We start from the raw sequence: 19,325 nt of genomic DNA, 5'->3' as shown, positions 1-19,325 counted from the left end.
ACATGATCAGAATTGCAGCCTCAAGCCGCCTGAAGAATCTCTTATCAGTTCAACCTGCCTGTAACTTGAAATCCAGGTATCGGCGAACCCGGTCAAGTGGCTTGAGGAGCCGACACCCACGATCTTTGCCCCGGCTTGGCGTCCGGCTTCCATTCCTGCCTGAGCATCCTCGAAGACGATGGCGTCCGTTGCAGGGTGTCCAAGGCGCTCCGCCGCGAGGCGGTACCCTTCAGGATCGGGCTTGCTGCGCGACACATCTTCGGCAGCGACGAGTGTTTTCGGCTGAGGCAGGCCCGCCGCTGCGAGCCACCGCTCCGCGATGAAACGCTTCGCCGACGTGACGATGGCCCATTCATCCGGCTTGAGCTGGGCGAGGAAGGCATCGGCGCCCGGAATGGCCTTGATCCCCTTTGTCTCCTTGGCAGCTTGCTGGTTGACCCAGGCAGTCTCGGCCTCCTGATCGACGCCCTCCGGCGCGAAGAGCCGAACCGTCTCGGCGGCTTGCCGTCCGTGAGCCTTGGCGAGAACGGCATGTCCGTCGATGCCATGCCTCTCGGCCCAACGATGCCAGATCTCCTCGATCACGCCATTGGAGTCGATCAAGGTGCCATCCATGTCGAACAGGAAGATTTGCCCCTGCATGATCAACGTTCCTTTCGTCCCCGTTTCCAGCGTTGTTGCGGGATGTCCATCGGCAACGAAACTTTATGTCACGCTCTCGATGGGACTGGTAGCGATTCAACGAGCCCCCTTGTTGTTCCTTGTGCAGGGCTGATGCAGCTTCTGCTGAAACGTCATCGATGGCTGTCAAAGAGCATGCGGGAATGGCCTCGCGAGCGTGTGGCTCCGAGGGTTTGGTGGTCGAGGGAGGGCGCGAGGAGGCGTCCGGCTCGTGTGTCTAGTGTGTGAAGAACCCGACGGCTCCTCGCGCACGGTTTGTTTAGGCGTACACCGCATCTTGCAGCGATGGGCCTCCCGTCACAGACGCTGCGTCAGCACCTGCACAGGACCGTTCCGGCTCCCATCATTCACGACGCCTCGCGAGCGCGCCCCTCCTGGAGCCGGATGCCCATAGCTATAGCCCAGGTTAGGATCATTGTCAAGAACAAAGTAAGAACATATCATCCGCTGCCGTGCTTGGATGAGGCGCGTGTTCCCTCCCCCTTGCGGGGAGGGGCAGGGGTGGGGGTCGAGCGACCGGGTGAGACCTCAAACCAGTGAAGCGCAGTTCCAATTCTCCCGAGCGGTTAGAACTGAGCCTTGTCCGGCGAGGGCACTCCCTCACCCCTGCCCCTCTCCCACCCGGGAGAGGGGATCTGCTGTAGGGCTGTCGTGTTCACTGGAGCAGATGCAGCGCTCCGACTTTACGACCCCCACCCCCACCCCTACCCCTCCCCGCAAGGGGGAAGGAACATGCGCTCGTCTCGGCTGACGATTTCGGTTCTCCGTCACGCCGCATCCCGGAGGACGCTGTGGATGTTGCAGCAGTTTCACGCCCTGCGGCGGCCTTCGGTCAGCCAGGCGGCGAGCGTTGCGCCGATCAGCAGGGCGAGGCCGATGAAGCCGAGCGCCAGGGGGAAGACGGAGACGCCGCGCACGATGGCGCTGTCGCTGGGCTTGAGGCCGATCCAGTCGCCGCCGGAAAAGCGCGAGCCGGAATGCACGGCGAGGATGCGCGGTACGGTGATGCTTTGATCGCCCGCCATCGCCACGCGCCGCACGGAGCCGCCCGTCGCTTCCGCGATGGGGGTGAGCGCTTCCGTGTTGCTGAACACGTCCGTCAGCTCGCGCGGATTGGCCGGGCCGATGCTCACGAAGGCGATCAGATCGCCCGAGCGCACCGTGTGGAGGCCGAGTTCCTTGCCTTCGACTTCGGCGGTGAAGAGACCCGGGCGGCTCTCATTGAGGGCGATGCTGCTCTCGCCACCGCTCGGCGTCGTGAGGGTCACGGGCGCGGCCGTGTCCTCCATCGTTTGCCGCTCGATGGTGATGGTGCGGCCGGAGGCGGAGGCGCGCAGGGCTTCTTCCTCGAGCGCCGGCTCCTTCATCAGCCAATGGGCGAGGCGGCGCAGCAGGTCGAGATGCGGGCCGCCATCCTGATAGCCGCGCGCCCACAGCCATGCGTGATCGGACAGAAGCAGTGCGACGCGGCCCTTCTCCTCGCGGCGCAGCACGAGGAGCGGCAGCTCGTTCGCGCCCGACATGAGCGTCGAGCCGGATTGCACCTCGGAGCCGATGATGCGCAGCCACTCGCCCCATGCGGGAGGCGATGTCTCGGAGCCGGGAAGGTCACGCGTCACGGGATGGCGGTTGCCGGTCTCTGTGATGCTCGCCTTGTAGGGTTGCTCGATGATGCGTCCGTTGGGAGTGCCGGGAATGACGGGCGCAAGGCGCGTCTGCGCCAGGCTGCCGTAGCTTGCGAATTCGGGGCCGGCCGCCACGAGGATCGCGCCGCCCTCGCGCACATAGCGCACGATGTTCTCGAAATAGCTCGACGGCAGGATGCTCTGGTTCGCGTAGCGGTCGAAGATGATGAGGTCGAAATCCTTGATCTTCTGCTGGAACAACTCCCGCGTTGGAAACGCGATCAGCGACAATTCGTTGATCGGCGTGCCGTCCTGCTTCTCCGGCGGGCGGAGAATGGTGAAGTGGACGAGGTCCACATTCGCATCGGATTTCAGAAGATTGCGCCACGTGCGCTCGCCCGCATGAGGCTCGCCGGAGACGAGCAGCACGCGCAGCTTCTCGCGAATGCCCTCGATGGGGACGACGGCGCGGTTGTTGGCCTGGGTCAGCTCATCGGGCAGGCCTTCCACCTCGAGCTCGACCACGTTGGTGCCGCCATGCTCGATGCGCACCTGCAATGAGAACGGCGTATCGGCGCGCACCTGCTGGCGCGACAGCACCTGTCCGTCGCGGCGGAGCGTGACGAGCGCCGTGCCCGTGCCGCCGCGCTCCATCACCTGCGCGCGGATGGTCTGGTCCTTGCCGACGATGCCGAAGCGGGGAGCTTCGATCAGCTTGATCTGCCGGTCACGCTCATCGGGTCGGCCCGTGATCAAGGCATGAAGAGGCGCACGGAAACCGAGCGCTTCGATCGAAGGCGGAATATCGTGAACCACGCCGTCGGTGATGAAGATCACGCCCGCCAGACGATCCGGCGGAACATCGGCGAGGCCGTTGGAGAGAGCCGTGAACAGGCGGGTTCCCTCATCGCCTCCGCGGTCATCCGCCGCGATGTAGCGCGGTTCCACATCGGCAAGCGAGCCGAAGCGGCGTTCCAGCTCGCTGCGCACCTGCTCCGTCATCGCGGCGCGGTCGCCGAGCGTCTGCGAGGTGGAGAGGTCGGTGACGACGGCCACGATGTCCTTCACCTTCTCGCGTTCTTCCTGCACGAGGGAAGGGTTGGCGAGCGCGAGGAGCACGAGCGCCAGGGCCACGGCCCGGAGGATCGCGATGGGGCCGCGCGAGACGATGGCGAGCAATGCGAGAAGCGCTGCGACGGTGCCGACGATCCACAGCGCATAAACCGGGATGAGAGGCGAGAAGCTGATCGAAAGAACTGACATGAACCGCCTTACTGCCCCAGGCGCTCCAGGAGCGCGGGCACGTGTACCTGATCGGCCTTGTAGTTTCCGGTGAGCGAATACATCACGATGTTGATGCCGCTGCGATAGGCCAGCTCACGCTGACGCGGATCGCTTCCGACGACGGGAAAGAGATATTCGCCGCGCGGACCGACGGCCCAGGCCGCGGCAAGGTCGTTGGAGGTGATGATGATGGGAGACACGCTGTCACCGGAGCGGGCAGGGCGGTTCTCCTCGCCTTCCGTCTGCGGAGGCAGAGCCTGGACCCAGGTCTGCCCGGTGGCGTAGCGGCCGGGGAAAGCATCGAGAATATAGAACGTCTTCGTCAGAACGTGATCGTTCGGCACAGGCTCGAGCTCGGGAATATCGAGGGTCGCGAGCATGCGGCGCAGATATTGCCCTTCCGCGCTGACGGCGCCGTCGGGACGGTTGTTGAAGGCATCGCGCGTGTCGAAGATCACTGTGCCGCCGCCCTTCATGAAGGCGTCGAGCTTGCGGATGGCGGATTCCGGCGGGATGGGCCGCGTGGCCACGATGGGCCAGTAGATCAGCGGGTAGAACGCGACTTCGTCTCGCGACGGATCGATGCCGATGGGATCGCCGGGTGTGAGGGCCGTGCGCTGCGACAGGATCTGCGTCAGACCGGCAAGCCCCGCGCGGCTCGCTTCATCGACCCCCGCATCGCCTGTGATGACGTAGGCGAGGCGCGTGACGAGAGCGGGATTGGCATTCTCGTCAATCCGCCGGGAGCCCAGCTCCTGCGCCTTCGCGTCGAAGCCCGATGTGAAGAGCATCATCGACGCGAGAAGGATGGCGGCGGCAGCGCCTGCCTTGCGCAGGCGTCCCGTCAGATTCGAGAGATGGCCTCCCAGCCAGAGAGAGGCGAGCGTGTCTGCAAGAAGCAGGATGAGGGCGAGCATGAAGAGCGGCATGCGCAGATCGATGGTTTGAGCGCCTGCCAGCGGAGCAATCCGCGCGTTGAGCGGAGCGACGTCGAGAGGCACGAGCTTGTCTCCAGGCAAGAGCGCATTCAGGGCAAGGCTGGAATCCACCGGGCCGTAGAAGCCCGGCGGGTGCTCGCCGGTGGCGCGCTCGGCGTAGCTGCGCGGGATGGCGCGGGCATTGGCGGGCGGCGTCGTGAACACGCCGTAGCCGTCGAGGGTCAGGCGGGGAGCAATGGTTTCGATCTCCGCGGCGCGCGCTTCCGCATTCACGTCGCTGGTGGTGCCCGCAAGAGCCGTGATCCGGCGGAGCATGTCGACGAAGAGGCCGGAGAGGGGAAGGTTCGACCAGGTGGCATCTGCGGTGACGTGGAAGAGCACGACGAGACCGTCACCACGCTTGTCCGCCGTCACGATGGGTGTGCCATCCACGAGCGAGGCCCAGGTGCGCGACGGCAGGTCACCGTCGGGCTCCGCGAGAATCTGGCGACGGATTCCGATCTCCTCCGGAACGTCGAGGCCGAAGAACGGGCTTTCGCGGGTGAAGGGCGCGAAGGTTTTCGGCGTGTCCCATGAGAGCGATCCGCCGAGGCTTCTCCCGCCGCGGCGCAGGCGCACCGGCACGAGTTCGTCATTGCCTGCGGCCAGGCGGGAGCCTGCAAAGCGTAGCAGCAATCCGCCCTGCTCGACGAAGGCCGTGACCTTGCCGAGGGTCTCGCGGTCGAGGCCGCCCACATCCGCGAGCACGAGAATGGAAACCTGCTCCTCGATGAGCTGGTTCACCGCATCGGCCACGCCGCCGCGGCCCATGCGGATTTCGGAATAGGGCGAGAGCGCGCGCTCGATGTAGTAGAGCGGCGACAGAAGCGGCTGAGTCTGATCGGCGGTGCCGCCGAAGACGAGACCCACGCGTCTGCGCTTGCCGCGCTCGTCGATCAGGTTCACCGCGCCCGCCGAACTCTCGCCGAGGATTTCGATGCGCGCGATCGAGTTTCTGATCTCGGTGGGAAGATCGAAGGCGACGCTGGTCTCGGTCGCATTCCCGTCGAAGCTGAAGCGCATGTCCGCGAGCGGCAGGTTCTTGAGATCGACCGCACGGAGCGTTCCTGAATCGCGGCCGTTGGGCTCTGCGCGCACGACACGGACATTCAGGCGGCCGCCCGCATTCTCGATGCCTGCCAAGGCAAGCGTGGAGGCGCGTTCGGATTTGAGCACCGTGACCCGCTGATCGTCAGTCATCTGCGCCAAGCCGTCGATGAAGCCTTGCCCGTCAACGCCGACCACCCCGTCGCTGATCCAGACGATATGCGTATCGGGCGTGCTGTCCAGGAGACGCCGGATGGATTCGAGATGCGCGCCGCGATCCTGAAGATGCGGTTGCGGCTTCAGGGAGCGCAGGCGCTCCAACGCGGCGGCCGGGCTGGTCAGTTCGAGTGCGGCGGACGCTTCCGCCGTGCCCAGAACGGCGACGGTGCGCCCGTCGCGGCCCGCCGCCTCGATGCGCTCGGAGGCCAGATTCAGTCGGTCGCGCCAATCGTGAGCGGCGGCCAGGCCGTTATCCACGACGAGCAGCAGGGGCGTGCGGCTGTTGTCCTCGGCCAGGGGATTCCAGATCGGGCCCGACGCTGCGAGAATGAGAAAGGCCGCGAGCAGCAGCCGCATCAGCAGAAGCCACCAGGGCGTGCGGGCGGGCGTTTCCTGCTCGGGGCGAAGGTCGGCGAGAATCTTGAGCGGCGGAAAATCGACGCGCTTCGGCTGCGGCGGCGTGATGCGCAGGAGCAGCCAGATCGCCGGCAGCGCCGCGAGCGCCGTGAGAACCAGCGGAACTGCGAAGGTGAGGGGAAGGCCCAGCATGATCAGCGCCCTCCCACACTCGCGCCGCGCGCGGCGGCGACCAGGGTGAGGAGACGAAGCGCCGCTTCGCTCGCGGGTCGGTCGGTGCGGTGGATCGTGAAGGTCCAGCCGCGGCGGCGCGTCAGCTCCTGCAATTCGGCGCGATGCATCTCGATGCGCTCGCGATAGGCGCGTCCCCAAGATTCCGCATCGCCGATGCGCAGAGAGATTCCGTCCTCCAGATCGTGAAGAACGGCCTGGCCCTGAAACGGGAAGATCTCCTCGACAGGGTCGACGATCATGACGAGATGGCCGCGCGCCCCGCGGGCGGAAATGCCTTCCACGGTGGCGGCGATGTCGCGCACGGGGGTGAGAAAGTCGCCGATCAGGATGGCCTCATGCTGAGGGGCGATGGGCGCGCCGGGGGGAAGATCCTCTTCGAGGGAAGTGCGGTCCGTCACCAATGTCTGGGCCATGGTCTCGGCGATGCGCCGCGTGGCGCGCGGAGCCATGAGGCCCAGCATGCCGACCCGCTCCCCGGCCTCCACGAAGCTGCTCGCCATCGCGAGACCAAGCACGACGGCGCGTTCGATCTTGGGAGCCTGCGCGAGTTCCGACGAGTAGGCCATAGAGGCGGAGCGGTCGATCCACACCCACAGGGTCTGCGCGGTCTCCCATTCCCGTTCGCGCACATAGAGCCGGTCGTCGCGGCCGGAGCGGCGCCAGTCGATGCGCTGCGCCGCCTCGCCCGCCACGAAGGGGCGGAACTGCCAAAAGCTCTCGCCCACGCCCGAGCGCCTGCGGCCATGGATGCCGTGGGCGAGGTTCGCCGCCACGCGCCTCGCCTCGAGCACGAGGCGTGGCATGCGGTGAGCGAGCGAGAGGGCGCTCTCGGTTTCCTGGCGTCCCGGCGAACGGGCGCTCTCGGGAAGGACCCGGACGCGGGTCATGACGCGGGCCTTACCCTGCCAGCCGTGCGGTGAGGCGACCGATGACGCTGGAAAGCGTCTCTCCGTCGGCCCGCGCTGAGAAGGTGAGCGCCATGCGGTGCTTGAGAACGGGCTCCGCCAGCGCCACCACGTCCGCGATGGAAGGTGCGACCCGCCCCTCGATGAGCGCGCGGGCGCGCACGGCCAGCATCAGGGCCTGGCTGGCGCGGGGGCCGGGGCCCCAGAGAATCCGGTCGGTCACGCCCTCGAGGCTCTCGCCCTCGGGACGGGCGGAGCGCACGAGATCGAGGATCGCCTCGACCACGCTCTCGCCGACGGGCAGACGGCGCACGAGGCGCTGGGCGTTCATCAGCGCTTCGGCGTTCATCACGGCGACGGGCTTGTGATCCTCCGCGCCGGTGGTTTCGATGAGGATGCGCCGCTCCGCCTCGCGGGTCGGGTAGCTCACGTCGATCTGGAGAAGGAAGCGGTCGAGCTGTGCCTCGGGCAGGGGATAGGTGCCTTCCTGCTCGATGGGGTTCTGGGTTGCCAGCACATGGAAGGGCTGGGGCAGGTCGTGCCGCTCGCCGCCCACGGAAACGTGATGCTCCTGCATGGCCTGGAGCAGGGCGGATTGGGTGCGCGGGCTCGCGCGGTTGATCTCGTCCGCCATGAGAAGCTGGGCGAAGACCGGGCCTTTCACGAAGCGGAAGGAGCGGCGGCGGTCGGCGCCCTCGTCGAGAATCTCGGACCCCAGAATGTCGGAGGGCATGAGGTCGGGGGTGAACTGGATACGGCGGGCGTCCAAGCCCAGGACCGTGCCGAGGGTCTCAACGAGCTTCGTCTTGGCGAGGCCGGGAACGCCCACGAGCAGGCCGTGACCGCCCGCGAGCAGGGTGATCAGGGTCTGATCGACCACGTCCTCCTGGCCGAAGATGACCGTGTGAATGGCCTCCCGGGCGCGCCCGACAGTCTCAAGCGTCGCCTCCGCATTGCGGATGATCGCATCGTCCAGGGCGGTGGGCGCTTGAGAAATGCTGGCCGTCATGAGGTCACTCTCCCTCTTCCTTGCATACGCCCCCAAACACTTAGTCTGCCTTCGATGCCTATCGAGTGGCAAGGGTCGATGCGCCGCAGAGGGGGGGCTCGAAGGATTGGACGTTGCTGCTGAGGACTCTATGCTTAGGAAGTAGCCGATAGCCGCCCCACGTCGATCCCCAAAGCCATATTAATTGTTCACGCTTGTGTCATGACGGATTCCAACACCTCCATTCCCGGCAGCGCCCTGTCCCGCCTCACGGAGGCGCTCGGCTCCGACGCCAAACGCAAGGGGCCGCCTCCGGTCGAGCGCTGGAACCCGCCCTATTGCGGCGAGATCGACATGCGCATCGCGGCTGACGGCTCGTGGCATTACATGGGTTCGCCCATCAACCGGCCCGCTCTCGTAAAATTGTTCTCCACAGTTCTTCGCAGGGATCCCGAGCGCTACGTGCTGGTCACGCCGGTGGAGCGGGTGGGAATCATCGTCGAGGATGCCCCCTTCCTTGCCGTCGAGATGGCTCTGGAAGGGGAGGGAGAGGCGCGCCAGATCGCCTTCCGCACCAATGTGGACGATCTCGTGCAGGTGGGGCCGGATCATCCCCTGCGCTTCGAGCAGGACCAGCACGGGGGCGTGAAGCCTTATGTGAAGGTGCGCGGCGACTTGTGGGCGCTCGTCACCCGCGCGCTCGCCCTGGACCTGATGGCCCTTGCCGAGGAGCGGGAGGTCGAGGGCCAAAGGATGTTCGGGATCGCGGTGGAACGGGCCTTCTTTCCCATCGTCGCAGCCTCGGATCTGGGGGAGGTTCCATGAGGGCCGCACCCCTGGATGCCCCGGATTTCCTCGCCCTTGCCGCGCAGCGCCTGCGCCACGAGCCCCCGCATCTGGAGGATGCGCTCGCCGATCCGCGGGGAGACCACAGCCTCGACAATGTGCCTCTCGTTTATCCTCTCCAGCCCAAGCCCGCCGCCGTGCTGGTGCCCGTCGTGATGCGGGAGGAGCCTGCCCTGCTGCTGACGGAGCGCTCCGCTCATCTGCGCCAGCACTCGGGGCAGATCGCCTTCCCCGGCGGGCGGGTCGATCCGACCGACGATTCGATTCTGGCGGCGGCCTGCCGCGAAGCTCAGGAGGAAATCGGCCTCGATAGCCGTTACATCGAACTCATCGGCTATCTCGATGCCTATCTCTCGACCACCAATTATCTCGTCATTCCCGTGGTGGCGCAGGTTTCTCCGTCCTACACGCTCAGCATCAACCCGAACGAAGTGGCCGACGCGTTCGAGGTGCCGCTGACATTCCTCATGAATCCGGATCGCCACGAGCTTCATTCCCGCGAATGGAAGGGAACACTCAGGCGTTATTATGCAATGCCCTATGAAGGGCGCTATATCTGGGGCGTAACGGCGGGCATCATCCGCAATCTGTATGAAAGGCTTTACTCACCATGACACGCGCGTTCTTGCAGGGATTGGTGCTGTTTCTCCTGCCTTTCGTTCTCTTTGCTTCCTATCTCGTCATCCGTCGCCGCAATGCATTGGTCTGGTCCTCCTGGAGCGATCAATCGTTCTGGCTTGCCCTTGCAGGGCTCGTCATGGTCATTGCCTCGTTTCTCGTCACGGGCTTGACGACCGAGCGGAATACCGGTGCTTTCGTGCCCACGCATATGGAAAACGGACGGGTCGTCCCGGGGCAGTTTCAGTGAACGATACTCTCGACCATAAGGCGCTGCAGGCGCTGCTCGAGCGCCCGCAGCTGCGCCGCCTGCTCGAGGCCTTCAACGGCGGCGGCGAGGAGACGCGCATCGTGGGCGGTGCGGTGCGCAACGCGCTGATCGGCAAGCCCCTGTCCGATGTGGATTGCACCACCACGATGCTGCCCGAGGCCATGATCGAGCGGGCCAAGGGGGCAGGCTTCAAGTTCGTGCCGACGGGCATCGATCATGGCACGATCACGGTGATCATCGATGGCGTGCCCTTCGAGGTCACGACGCTTCGTGAAGATGTGGAAACGGATGGTCGCTACGCCGTCGTCCGCTTCGGCCGCGATTTCGAGGTGGATGCGAAGCGGCGCGATTTCACCATCAATGCGCTGTCGCTCGGCCTCGACGGCAAGCTCCACGACTACACGAATGGCGTTGCCGATCTGAGCGCGCGGCGCGTGCGCTTCATCGGCGATGCGCGCACGCGCATCCGCGAGGATTACCTGCGCATCATGCGTTTCTTCCGATTCCACGCGGAATATGCCCAAGGCGATCCGGACGCGGAGGGACTTGCCGCTTCGGGGATCGAACGTCAGGGACTGGCGATCCTGTCGAAGGAACGAATCCGCCATGAGCTGCTCCGGCTCCTCGCGGCGCGGCGCGCGGAAGAGACGCTTCGCGTTCTCAGCCATCACGGTTTTCTCACGTGGCTTCTCGCCGGTGCTGCCGAACTCGGACGGTTCAGCCGCGTTGCGGATTTCGATCGGGACAATCCGGTTGCGATCTGGCGTCTCGCGGCCCTCGCCATGATGGTGGAGCAGGATGCGGAGCGCCTGCGCGAGCATCTGAGGTTGTCCAACGACGAGCACAAGAAGCTCGCGGCCTATGCGCGCCTGCTCGCTGTGTTGAAGACATGGGCCCTGCCGCTCGATGCGAACGCCGTCCGTCGGCTCGTGGCCGATCACGGCGTGGAGACGTTGAGCGCCGTGCTTGCTGCCATAGCCGGAGAGCCGGCGCCGATCGTTCAGGACGATGCAAGGAGCGCGGTCGAGAACTATCGAACAGGCGCGGAGCCAGTGCCTGTTTTTCCATTGCGCGGCGCGGATCTCGTCGCGGGAGGAATTCCGAAGGGGCCGAGAGTCGGCGAGGCTCTCACGCGGGCGCGTCAGGCCTGGCTTGCGGAGGGATGCCGCACGGACGATGCCTACGCGAAGGACTTGCTGCAGCGGGTTTTGGCGCAGGGCTGACCGACGCATCGGTCATGATGAATCCGTCATTGCGAACGGCGCATACGAGCCAGGACCGTCGGGAGGATCGAGCGCGTATTCCCTCCCCCTTGCGGGGAGGGGAAGGGGTGGGGGTGGTCTGACCGGGTGAATGGCTGAACCAGTTCTGTCATCCCCGGCGAGCGTCAGCGAGGGAAGGGGATCCATAGCGCAGTGCGTGTGGGTGGATTCCCTTCCCCTCCGCTGCGCTTCGGCCGGGAATGACACTGTCGGGCTGTCGTGTTCACTGGAATAGCCGCAGCGCTCTGACTTCACGACCCCCACCCCTACCCCTCCCCTCAAGGGGGAGGGAAGAGCATGCGCTTCTCGTCACGCGATCCCGGCTGTCGCTTCGCAGTCCCGCATGACGCCTGAGAAACCTTACGGCCAGCGCACCGTCGGCGGCATGGAGGACAGGATCGACGCGATGTTGCCGCCGGTCTTCAGGCCGAAAATCGTGCCGCGGTCGTAGAGCAGGTTGAACTCCACATAGCGGCCGCGCCGCACCTGCTGCTCGATGCGGTCCTCCTCGGTCCAGCTGTCGAACACGTTGCGGCGCACGATCTCGGGATAGATCTTCAGGAAGGCTTCGCCTACATCCTTGGTGAAGGCGAGATCCTCGTCCGGATTTCCCGTCCAGTGATAATCGTAGAAGATGCCGCCGATGCCGCGCGGCTCGTGACGGTGCTTGAGATAGAAATACTCGTCGCACCATTTCTTGTACTTCTCGTAGGAGCCCTGCGGCGCGTGGCGGCTGCAGGCTTCTTCCATGAGCGCGTGAAAGGCGATCGTGTCGGGATCGTCCTGCGTGCGCCTGCGGTCGAGAACCGGCGTAAGATCGGCGCCGCCGCCGAACCAGGCTTTCGTCGTCACCACGAAGCGCGTGTTCATGTGAACGGTGGGCACGTTCGGGTTCCACGGATGGGCGATCAGCGAGATGCCGCCGGCCCAGAAGCGCGGGTCCTGATCGGAGCCCGGAATCTGGCCGCGGAATTCCGGTGCGAATTCGCCATGCACCGTCGAGACGTGCACGCCGACCTTCTCGAACACGCGGCCGCGCATCATCGACATCACGCCGCCGCCGCCCGGCGCGCCGCTGTGGTCCTTGCGCTCCCACGGAGTGCGCTCGAAGCGGCCCGGTTTCGAGGCCTCCGGCGGCAGGGGAGCCGTGACCTCGTCCTCCAATTGTTCGAAGGCGGCGCAGATCCGGTCGCGGAGAGAGGCGAACCAGAGCGGCGCTTCGATCTGCAGGCGCTCGATGTCGGCTTTGTCGGTCATGGCAAGGCTATCCCTTCGGATCAGATGGAAACCTCATCCTGAGGAGCCGCGTAGCGGCGTCTCGAAGGAGTGTCCAGAGTGCGCTGGAACCTCTTTCGAGACGGGCCTGCGGCCCTCCTCAAGACGAGGGCGGTGTTCGCGGTCACTGGTTCGGTGTCTCCGCGCGTGGAAACGAATGGGTCTGCCGCAAGGCTTCGCCGAGGATCATGGCGGCGGTCACGGCCACGTTGAGCGAGCGCATGCCTGTCTGCATCGGAATGATGATCCGGGCATCCGAAGCCGCGTGAACCTCGTCCGGCACGCCGGCCGACTCGCGCCCGACGAGGATGATGTCATCGGGTTCGTATGTGAAATCCGTGTAGGGCACAGCGCCCTTGGTGGTGGCGAGCACCAGCCGTCCTTTTCCGGCCTGCCGCCATTCCTCGAAGGCCCGCCAGGAAATGTGACGCGTGATCGTCACGCTGTTGAGATAGTCCATGCCGGAGCGGCGCAGGTTTCGGTCCGAGACATCGAAGGCCGCGGGCTCGATGATGTGGACGGGCACGCCGAGGCAGGCCGCGAGGCGCAGCATGGTGCCGGTGTTCTGCGGAATGTCCGGCTGGAAAATGGCAAGGCAGGGCGTGGAAGAACGGGGCATGGCTCCGTCATCGGGGCAGGAAGGGCTCTCGTCAAGTGAACGCTTAGGTCCGCCTCGTGTTAAAGCAGGGTGACTTCAGAACAGAATTCGGGGAAGGGCATGTTCCGGTGGCTGGAAAGTCGGATCGATCCGTTCGCGCCGTTCGATGAGAACAAGACCCCGCCGGGTACGGTGGGCGGCTTCACCTGGCACTATCTCAGGCCGGTCCGCTTCTGGCTCGTCATCCTGTTCTTCGTGGCGCTGGCCGCGGGGCTGTTCGAATCGTCCCTCTACATCATGCTGGGCTGGCTGGTGGACATCCTGGCCGGTTCCACCCCGGACCGGATCTGGGCGGATCATGGAACCACGCTCATCGTGATGGCAGCCCTCGTCGTGCTCGTCAGGCCCGTCCTGCACTTCGCGCATGAGGTGGTTTCCAATCAGGTGCTCATTCCCCAGAGCACCAACATGATCCGCTGGCGGACCCATGTTTACACGCTGGGCCATGCGGTGAGCTATTTCCAGGCCGATTTCGCGGGCCGCCTCGCCAACCGCGTCATGCAGGGCGGCGGGGCGATCCGCTCCATCGCCGTGACCCTGATCGATACGCTGCTCTACGTGGTGATCTATGCGGTCACGGCGCTCGGCGTCTTTACCAGCATCAGCCCCTGGCTCGCCCTGCCCATGGGAATCTGGGTTCTCGGATATGGCCTTCTCCTGTGGTTCTTCGTGCCGCGCGCCAAGGAGCGGTCCCTGAAGGTGGCCGACACCCGCTCGCAGCTGGTGGGCCGGGTGGTCGACAGCTACACCAACATCCTCACGGTCAAGCTCTTCGCCCGTGCCGACGAGGAGCGCTCGGCCGTCAGGGAGGCCGTGGGGGCGAATACGGACGCCTTTCTGCGATCCCTGAGGCTGAACACGTCCGTCACGGGCGTTCTCTCGATCATGAACAGCCTGCTTCTCGCCGCCACCGGAACCCTCTCGGTCATGCTGTGGAGCCGGGGCGTCATGACGAGCGGCGACGCCGCGGCGGGGCTCGCCCTGGTCATGCGCATCCTCGCCATGTCCGGGTGGGTCATGCATACGGTCCGCGACGTGTTCGAGAACATCGGCACGGTCCAGGAAAGCATGCAGACCATCGCCCGCCCGCACGGGCTCGTGGATGAGCCCCAGGCGCCCCGCCTGAGAGTGGCGCGGGGCGAGATCCGGTTCGAGGACGTCTCCTTCCATTACGGGAAGGAGGGGGGCGTGATCGAAGGGCTCAATCTCACGATCCGGGCCGGCGAGAAGGTGGGCCTCGTCGGCACCAGCGGCGCGGGCAAGACCACCATCACCTCGCTTCTCCTGCGCCTTCACGACGTGGAGGGCGGGCGTGTCCTCATCGACGGGCAGGACATTTCCAAGGTCTCGCAGGATTCCCTGCGCTCCGCCATCGCCGTGGTCACCCAGGACACCTCGCTCCTCCACCGCTCGATCCGGGACAACATCGCCTATGGCAGGGCAGGGGCCTCGGAGCGGGAGATCATCGAGGCCGCAAGGCTCGCTCACGCGCACGATTTCATCATGGGCCTCGAGGATCACCGGGGACGGCGGGGCTATGACGCCCATGTGGGCGAGCGGGGCGTGAAGCTCTCTGGCGGCCAGCGCCAGCGCATCGCGATCGCCCGGGTGATCCTCAAGAATGCCCCGATCCTGGTGCTGGACGAGGCCACCTCAGCCCTGGACTCGGAGGTCGAGGCGGCGATCCAGGAATCCCTCTCCACCCTCATGGAGGGCAAGACAGTGCTCGCCATCGCCCATCGCCTCTCCACCATCGCGGCCCTCGATCGGCTGATCGTGCTCGAGGAGGGGCGGATTCTGGAGGAAGGCAGCCATGCGGAGCTGCTTCGGGCCGGCGGCCTCTACGCGCGGCTCTGGCGTCGCCAGTCGGGCGGTTTTCTCGGGGCCGGGGAGGGAAATGGAACCCCGGAAGCGGTGTCTTTCTAAGGGAACAGGTTGGAACAACTCCAATCCGGCTATGGACAGCCGGGCTTGGCCGTGCCAAAGAGCCACCGCGCGGCGACTCCCAGTCGCATTGCGTGCGCGTTGACGCGTATGCTTGTTCCTTATTGTAGGAGCCGGTGTGCCGAATGCCTTGCGTCGCAAGGCATTGCCGATGCGCGGTTCTCGTTTTTGATCAATGCTGGAGAGCCACGTGGCCGAGACCACCACTCATGTCGCTGAGCCGACACGGCGCGATTTCCTCTACATCGCCACGGGCGCAGCCGCCGCTGTCGGCGGAGCAACCCTGGTATGGCCCTTCGTCCAGTCCCTGGCGCCCGACGCGGCGACGGTGGCTGCGGGCGCCCCCGTCGAAGTCGACCTGACTCCGATCGCCGAAGGGCAGATCGTTAAGGTCTTCTGGCGCGGCAAGCTGATCTTCATCCGTCACCGCACGGCCGAGGAGATCAAGTCTGCCGAGGACGTGAACGTGGCGAGCCTCCGCGACCCGCAGGCCGACTCGGCCCGCGTGAAGGAAGGCAAGCCCCAGTGGCTCATCGTTTACGGCAACTGCACCCATCTGGGCTGCGTGCCGCTGGGCAATTCCGGCGAATACAATGGCTGGTTCTGCCCCTGCCACGGCTCTGTCTTCGATACCTCCGGTCGCGTCCGCGGCGGTCCGGCTCCGATCAATCTGCCGATCCCGCCCTATTCCTTCGCGTCCGACACGAAGATCATCATCGGCCAAGAAGCCACGGCGTAACCCCGGGACGATCAGGCGATAATCATGAGCGCACATCCTACAACTTACGTTCCCAAGAGCGCCTTCGGTAAGTGGTTCGAAAGCCGCTTGCCCATCGCAGGCCTCGTCCATTCCTCGTTCATCGCCTTCCCGGTGCCGCGGAACCTCACCTATTTCTGGACCTTCGGCGCCATCCTGGTGTTCATGCTCGTCTCGCAGATCGTGACGGGCGTGTTCCTGGCGATGTACTACACGCCGAATGCGGGCCTCGCCTTCCAGTCCGTCGAGCACATCATGCGCGACGTGAACTACGGCTGGCTCATCCGCTACCTGCACGCCAACGGCGCGTCGATGTTCTTCGTCGCCGTGTACATCCACATCTTCCGCAACTTCTACTACGGCTCCTACAAGGCGCCGCGTGAAGTGCTCTACATCCTGGGCGTGATCATCTTCCTCCTCATGATGGCCACCGCCTTCATGGGCTACGTGCTTCCCTGGGGCCAGATGAGCTTCTGGGGCGCCACCGTGATCACCAACCTGTTCTCGGCGATCCCGGTCGTCGGCGACACCATCGTCAGCTACCTCTGGGGCGGCTACTCGGTGGGCAACCCGACCCTGAACCGCTTCTTCTCCCTGCACTACCTGCTGCCCTTCATGATCGCGGGCGTCGTCGCCCTGCACATCTGGGCGCTGCACGTGCCGGGCCAGAACAACCCGACCGGCATTCCGATCAAGTCGGGCAAGGACGCGGTTCCGTTCACGCCCTACGCCACGATCAAGGACATCTTCGCCGTCGTCGTGTTCATGCTGTTCTTCGCCTACTGGGTGTTCTACATGCCGAACTATCTCGGCCATGCGGACAACTACATCCCGGCGAATCCGGCAGTCACGCCCGCGCACATCGTCCCCGAGTGGTACTTCCTGCCCTTCTACGCGATCCTGCGCGCCATTCCCGACAAGCTCGGCGGCGTCATCGCCATGGGCGCTGCCATCGTGATCTGGTGCTTCATGCCCTGGCTCGACACCTCCAAGGTGCGCTCCACGGCCTACCGCCCGCTCTACAAGCAGTTCTTCTGGCTGTTCGTGGTGGTGTGCGTCATTCTCGGCTGGCTGGGTTCCCGTCCGGCTGAGGGCTGGTACGTGATCGCGTCGCAGATCTGCACCGTGTACTACTTCGCCCACTTCCTCATCGTCCTGCCGGTGCTCGGCTTCGTCGAGCGTCCGCTGCCGCTGCCGAATTCGATCCTCGAATCCGTGATGGGCGTGCAGAAGGGCGGGGCAGGTGTGCCGGCCGGCGCCAATCCCGAGCCGCATTCCAAGGGCTGATGCGAGAGTAGAGGAAACAGAACAATGATGAAGCGTACTCTTCTCATCGCGGCTGCCGTTCTCGGCTTCTCGGGCGCCGCCTTCGCGGCCGGCGAGACCCCGGTCCCGCCGCAGCAGAAATGGACTTTCCAGGGTCCGTTCGGCACCTTCGACCGGGCTCAGCTCCAGCGCGGCTTCAAGGTCTACCGGGAGGTTTGCGCCTCCTGCCACGGCCTGAGCTATGTCGCCTTCCGCAATCTCGCGGAGCCGGGCGGCCCGGAATTCTCCGAGGCGCAGGTCAAGGCTCTCGCTGCCGAGTATCAGATCAATGACGGCCCGAACGAGTCCGGCGACATGTTCCAGCGCCCCGGCCGCCCGGCCGACCGCTTCCCGTCGCCGTTCCCGAACGAGAACGCGGCCGCTGCGGCCAACGGCGGCAAGGCTCCGCCGGATCTCTCGCTGATGGCCAAGGCCCGCACTTACGAGCGCGGCTTCCCCTGGTTCATCACCGACGTGTTCCGCCAGTATTCCGAGAACGGCGCCGATTACCTCGTGGCGCTGATGACCGGCTATCAGGAGCCCCCGGCTGGCTTCACGGTGCCCGAAGGTGGTCACTACAACCACTATTATCCGGGCCACGTGATCGCGATGCCGAACCCGCTCAGCAACGGCCAGGTGGAGTATCCGAAGAACGAGGCCGGCCAGCCTCAGGCTCCGGAAACCGTCGAGCAATACGCCAAGGACGTGACGGCCTTCCTCACCTGGACGGCTGAACCGCACCTCGAAGCCCGCAAGCGTCTCGGCTTCCAGGTCATGCTGTTCCTGCTGGTGCTCTCGGGCCTGCTCTACTTCACGAAGAAGAAGGTTTGGGCCCGGGTGGGCGGCGAGGTCGAAGGCCACGCGACGCCTCCGATGACCCACAATCCCTAAAGTTCGAAAGGCCCCGGAAACCGGGGCCTTTTTCTTTTCGGCTTTGAGCGATCAGCGAAACGGGACGTTCGCAACCGTGTTGTCAGAGAGGGCTTAACCCTTGGAGGCAACATGCGCCTGCGCATAGGGATGTCTCACATAGCGTATCTCGCCCTGCTGGTGGTGAGCCTGGGTGCAACGTCCTATGTCGCCTATAGCATTGTAGGATTCCTAGGCGTAGGCATCCTCGGCTTGATTGTCGGGCTGATCGCGCTGACGGTCGAACTGGAGCGCGGAAGACCTATTGTCCACGGGCAAGCTGCAAGTCTCTACATCCAGTTCATGGCTGCCGAGGAAAGAATGTCCTCAGCCGAGAAAGCCGCGAGGCGTGCTGAAATCGAGAGCGCAGCATTGCCGCTCCTCATGGCCAAGATCGTGAGTGCTGGACTCATCCTCATTGGCTTCGGGCTATTCTTTGTCTTCCAGCGGGGTGCGTAGATCCAAATTCTTGCCTTTAGGTTTCGGGTGACTTCCCACAAGGACGTCTTTAATGCGGACGGCATGCTGCAGACCATTGCCGACGATATCTGGGGCCAGCGATGCCTCGCCTATCACGTCCAGCCACACCTTTCTGCCGAAACTCAGGCTTCTCTCGCCCAGGTGCAGGAGACGATTGCCGGGTGCTGGCCCGTTCCGCTCTTCATGGCTCCGCCGGAGGCGTTGCACGTCACGCTCTATCCCTTTGTTCAGGTGAAGCACCGCTTCGACAAGGAAGCCTATTGGAGCAGCATCTTTGAGCCTTGCCGCGCTCTGGTCGAGGGGATCTGCAGGGGGCATCCGCCGCTCGAGCTGCGCTTTTCCAGACTGAAAGTGACGGATACGGCCATCATCGCCATAGCGGATGATGAATCGGGCCTGATCGACGAAATGCGCGGGGCTATCGTCGAAGTCATTCCGCCGCCTCCGGGTCAGAGGCCGATCTTCTACGATCTCATCCATACGACGCTCGCCCGCTACCGGACCCCCGACATGATACCGGACGAGATCGTCGCGGCTGTCGAGGCGATCCCAGTCTCGGTCACGGCTCCTGTGGAGCGCCTCAAGATCATCCGCGAGACGGTCTTCCCCTGTCAGGGCCTCGACGAGATTCACTCGTTCCCCCTGGCTTAGAGGCCGCTCTAAAGCACTACCGCTCTTTCCCC

At 64.9% G+C, this 19,325-nt stretch carries 17 protein-coding genes; 10 read left to right on the top strand and 7 right to left on the bottom strand.

All coding sequences use genetic code 11. The annotated features are described in order from the left end of the window. Window positions 1–6: 6 nt before the first annotated feature. The 5 genes from BLP10_RS02605 to BLP10_RS02585 all read right to left on the bottom strand — a co-directional run bounded on the left by BLP10_RS02605 (window position 7) and on the right by BLP10_RS02585 (window position 8,338). Window positions 7–642: an HAD-IA family hydrolase gene (locus tag BLP10_RS02605; RefSeq protein WP_139165412.1), complete on the bottom strand. Its 636-nt coding sequence runs from the start codon at window positions 640–642 to the stop codon at window positions 7–9. 848 nt (window positions 643–1,490) lie between these two features. Then, window positions 1,491–3,569 (bottom strand): hypothetical protein, encoded by a 2,079-nt coding sequence (locus BLP10_RS02600; protein ID WP_091129348.1) that lies wholly within the window; start codon window positions 3,567–3,569, stop codon window positions 1,491–1,493. 8 nt (window positions 3,570–3,577) lie between these two features. Further along, entirely contained in the window at window positions 3,578–6,382 is a 2,805-nt protein-coding gene (locus BLP10_RS02595) for a DUF4159 domain-containing protein (RefSeq protein WP_091129344.1), read from the bottom strand. A 2-nt stretch (window positions 6,383–6,384) separates the two neighbouring features. Next, complete coding sequence (locus BLP10_RS02590; RefSeq protein ID WP_091129341.1) at window positions 6,385–7,311, bottom strand: DUF58 domain-containing protein; 927 nt, start codon at window positions 7,309–7,311, stop codon at window positions 6,385–6,387. A 10-nt stretch (window positions 7,312–7,321) separates the two neighbouring features. Continuing rightward, on the bottom strand, window positions 7,322–8,338 hold the full coding sequence (locus tag BLP10_RS02585; RefSeq protein ID WP_091129337.1) for an AAA family ATPase: 1,017 nt from the start codon (window positions 8,336–8,338) through the stop codon (window positions 7,322–7,324). Window positions 8,339–8,539: 201 nt separating this feature from the next. Between BLP10_RS02585 and BLP10_RS02580 the strand changes: the two genes are divergently transcribed. From BLP10_RS02580 to BLP10_RS02565, 4 genes are read left to right on the top strand one after another with little or no spacing between them, the layout of a single operon-like run. Further along, window positions 8,540–9,142 (top strand): DUF1285 domain-containing protein, encoded by a 603-nt coding sequence (locus BLP10_RS02580; protein WP_091129334.1) that lies wholly within the window; start codon window positions 8,540–8,542, stop codon window positions 9,140–9,142. Then, window positions 9,139–9,777 (top strand): CoA pyrophosphatase, encoded by a 639-nt coding sequence (locus BLP10_RS02575; RefSeq protein ID WP_091129331.1) that lies wholly within the window; start codon window positions 9,139–9,141, stop codon window positions 9,775–9,777. The genes BLP10_RS02580 and BLP10_RS02575 overlap by 4 nt, the downstream gene beginning before the upstream one ends. Then, window positions 9,774–10,031, top strand: coding sequence for a DUF6111 family protein (locus BLP10_RS02570; RefSeq protein WP_091129327.1), 258 nt, complete (start codon window positions 9,774–9,776; stop codon window positions 10,029–10,031). Before BLP10_RS02575 ends, BLP10_RS02570 begins: the two co-directional genes overlap by 4 nt. After that, the gene (locus tag BLP10_RS02565) at window positions 10,028–11,275 is read left to right on the top strand and encodes a CCA tRNA nucleotidyltransferase (protein ID WP_091129324.1); all 1,248 of its coding nucleotides are present in this window, start codon (window positions 10,028–10,030) and stop codon (window positions 11,273–11,275) included. The genes BLP10_RS02570 and BLP10_RS02565 overlap by 4 nt, the downstream gene beginning before the upstream one ends. Window positions 11,276–11,674: 399 nt before the next feature. Here BLP10_RS02565 and hemF read toward each other — a convergent pair whose 3' ends face one another. Both hemF and BLP10_RS02555 read right to left on the bottom strand, forming a co-directional pair. Then, entirely contained in the window at window positions 11,675–12,571 is an 897-nt protein-coding gene (gene hemF, locus BLP10_RS02560; protein WP_091129321.1) for an oxygen-dependent coproporphyrinogen oxidase, read from the bottom strand. Window positions 12,572–12,713: 142 nt separating this feature from the next. Further along, the gene (locus BLP10_RS02555; protein ID WP_091129317.1) at window positions 12,714–13,208 is read right to left on the bottom strand and encodes a tRNA (cytidine(34)-2'-O)-methyltransferase; all 495 of its coding nucleotides are present in this window, start codon (window positions 13,206–13,208) and stop codon (window positions 12,714–12,716) included. A gap of 99 nt (window positions 13,209–13,307) precedes the next feature. Here BLP10_RS02555 and BLP10_RS02550 point away from each other — a divergent pair, with 99 nt between their 5' ends. The 6 genes from BLP10_RS02550 (at window position 13,308) to BLP10_RS02525 (ending at window position 19,293) form a co-directional block, all read left to right on the top strand. After that, a complete protein-coding gene (locus BLP10_RS02550; protein ID WP_091129314.1) occupies window positions 13,308–15,173 on the top strand; it encodes an ABC transporter ATP-binding protein in 1,866 nt (621 codons plus the stop codon). Window positions 15,174–15,381: 208 nt separating this feature from the next. Beyond that, the gene (petA, locus tag BLP10_RS02545) at window positions 15,382–15,930 is read left to right on the top strand and encodes a ubiquinol-cytochrome c reductase iron-sulfur subunit (RefSeq protein WP_091130107.1); all 549 of its coding nucleotides are present in this window, start codon (window positions 15,382–15,384) and stop codon (window positions 15,928–15,930) included. 24 nt (window positions 15,931–15,954) lie between these two features. After that, window positions 15,955–17,235, top strand: coding sequence for a cytochrome b (locus tag BLP10_RS02540; RefSeq protein WP_091129311.1), 1,281 nt, complete (start codon window positions 15,955–15,957; stop codon window positions 17,233–17,235). A gap of 24 nt (window positions 17,236–17,259) precedes the next feature. Further along, window positions 17,260–18,144 carry a cytochrome c1 gene (locus tag BLP10_RS02535; RefSeq protein ID WP_091129309.1) on the top strand — a complete coding sequence of 295 codons (885 nt, stop codon included), beginning with the start codon at window positions 17,260–17,262 and terminating at the stop codon, window positions 18,142–18,144. A gap of 111 nt (window positions 18,145–18,255) precedes the next feature. Further along, window positions 18,256–18,621, top strand: coding sequence for a hypothetical protein (locus BLP10_RS02530; protein ID WP_091129305.1), 366 nt, complete (start codon window positions 18,256–18,258; stop codon window positions 18,619–18,621). Window positions 18,622–18,684: 63 nt separating this feature from the next. Continuing rightward, window positions 18,685–19,293, top strand: coding sequence for a 2'-5' RNA ligase family protein (locus BLP10_RS02525; protein ID WP_091129302.1), 609 nt, complete (start codon window positions 18,685–18,687; stop codon window positions 19,291–19,293). Window positions 19,294–19,325 lie beyond the last annotated feature (32 nt).

The organism is Microvirga guangxiensis, assembly GCF_900102135.1.
Lineage (GTDB): Bacteria > Pseudomonadota > Alphaproteobacteria > Rhizobiales > Beijerinckiaceae > Microvirga > Microvirga guangxiensis.
This window is presented reverse-complemented; position numbering and strand designations above follow the sequence as displayed.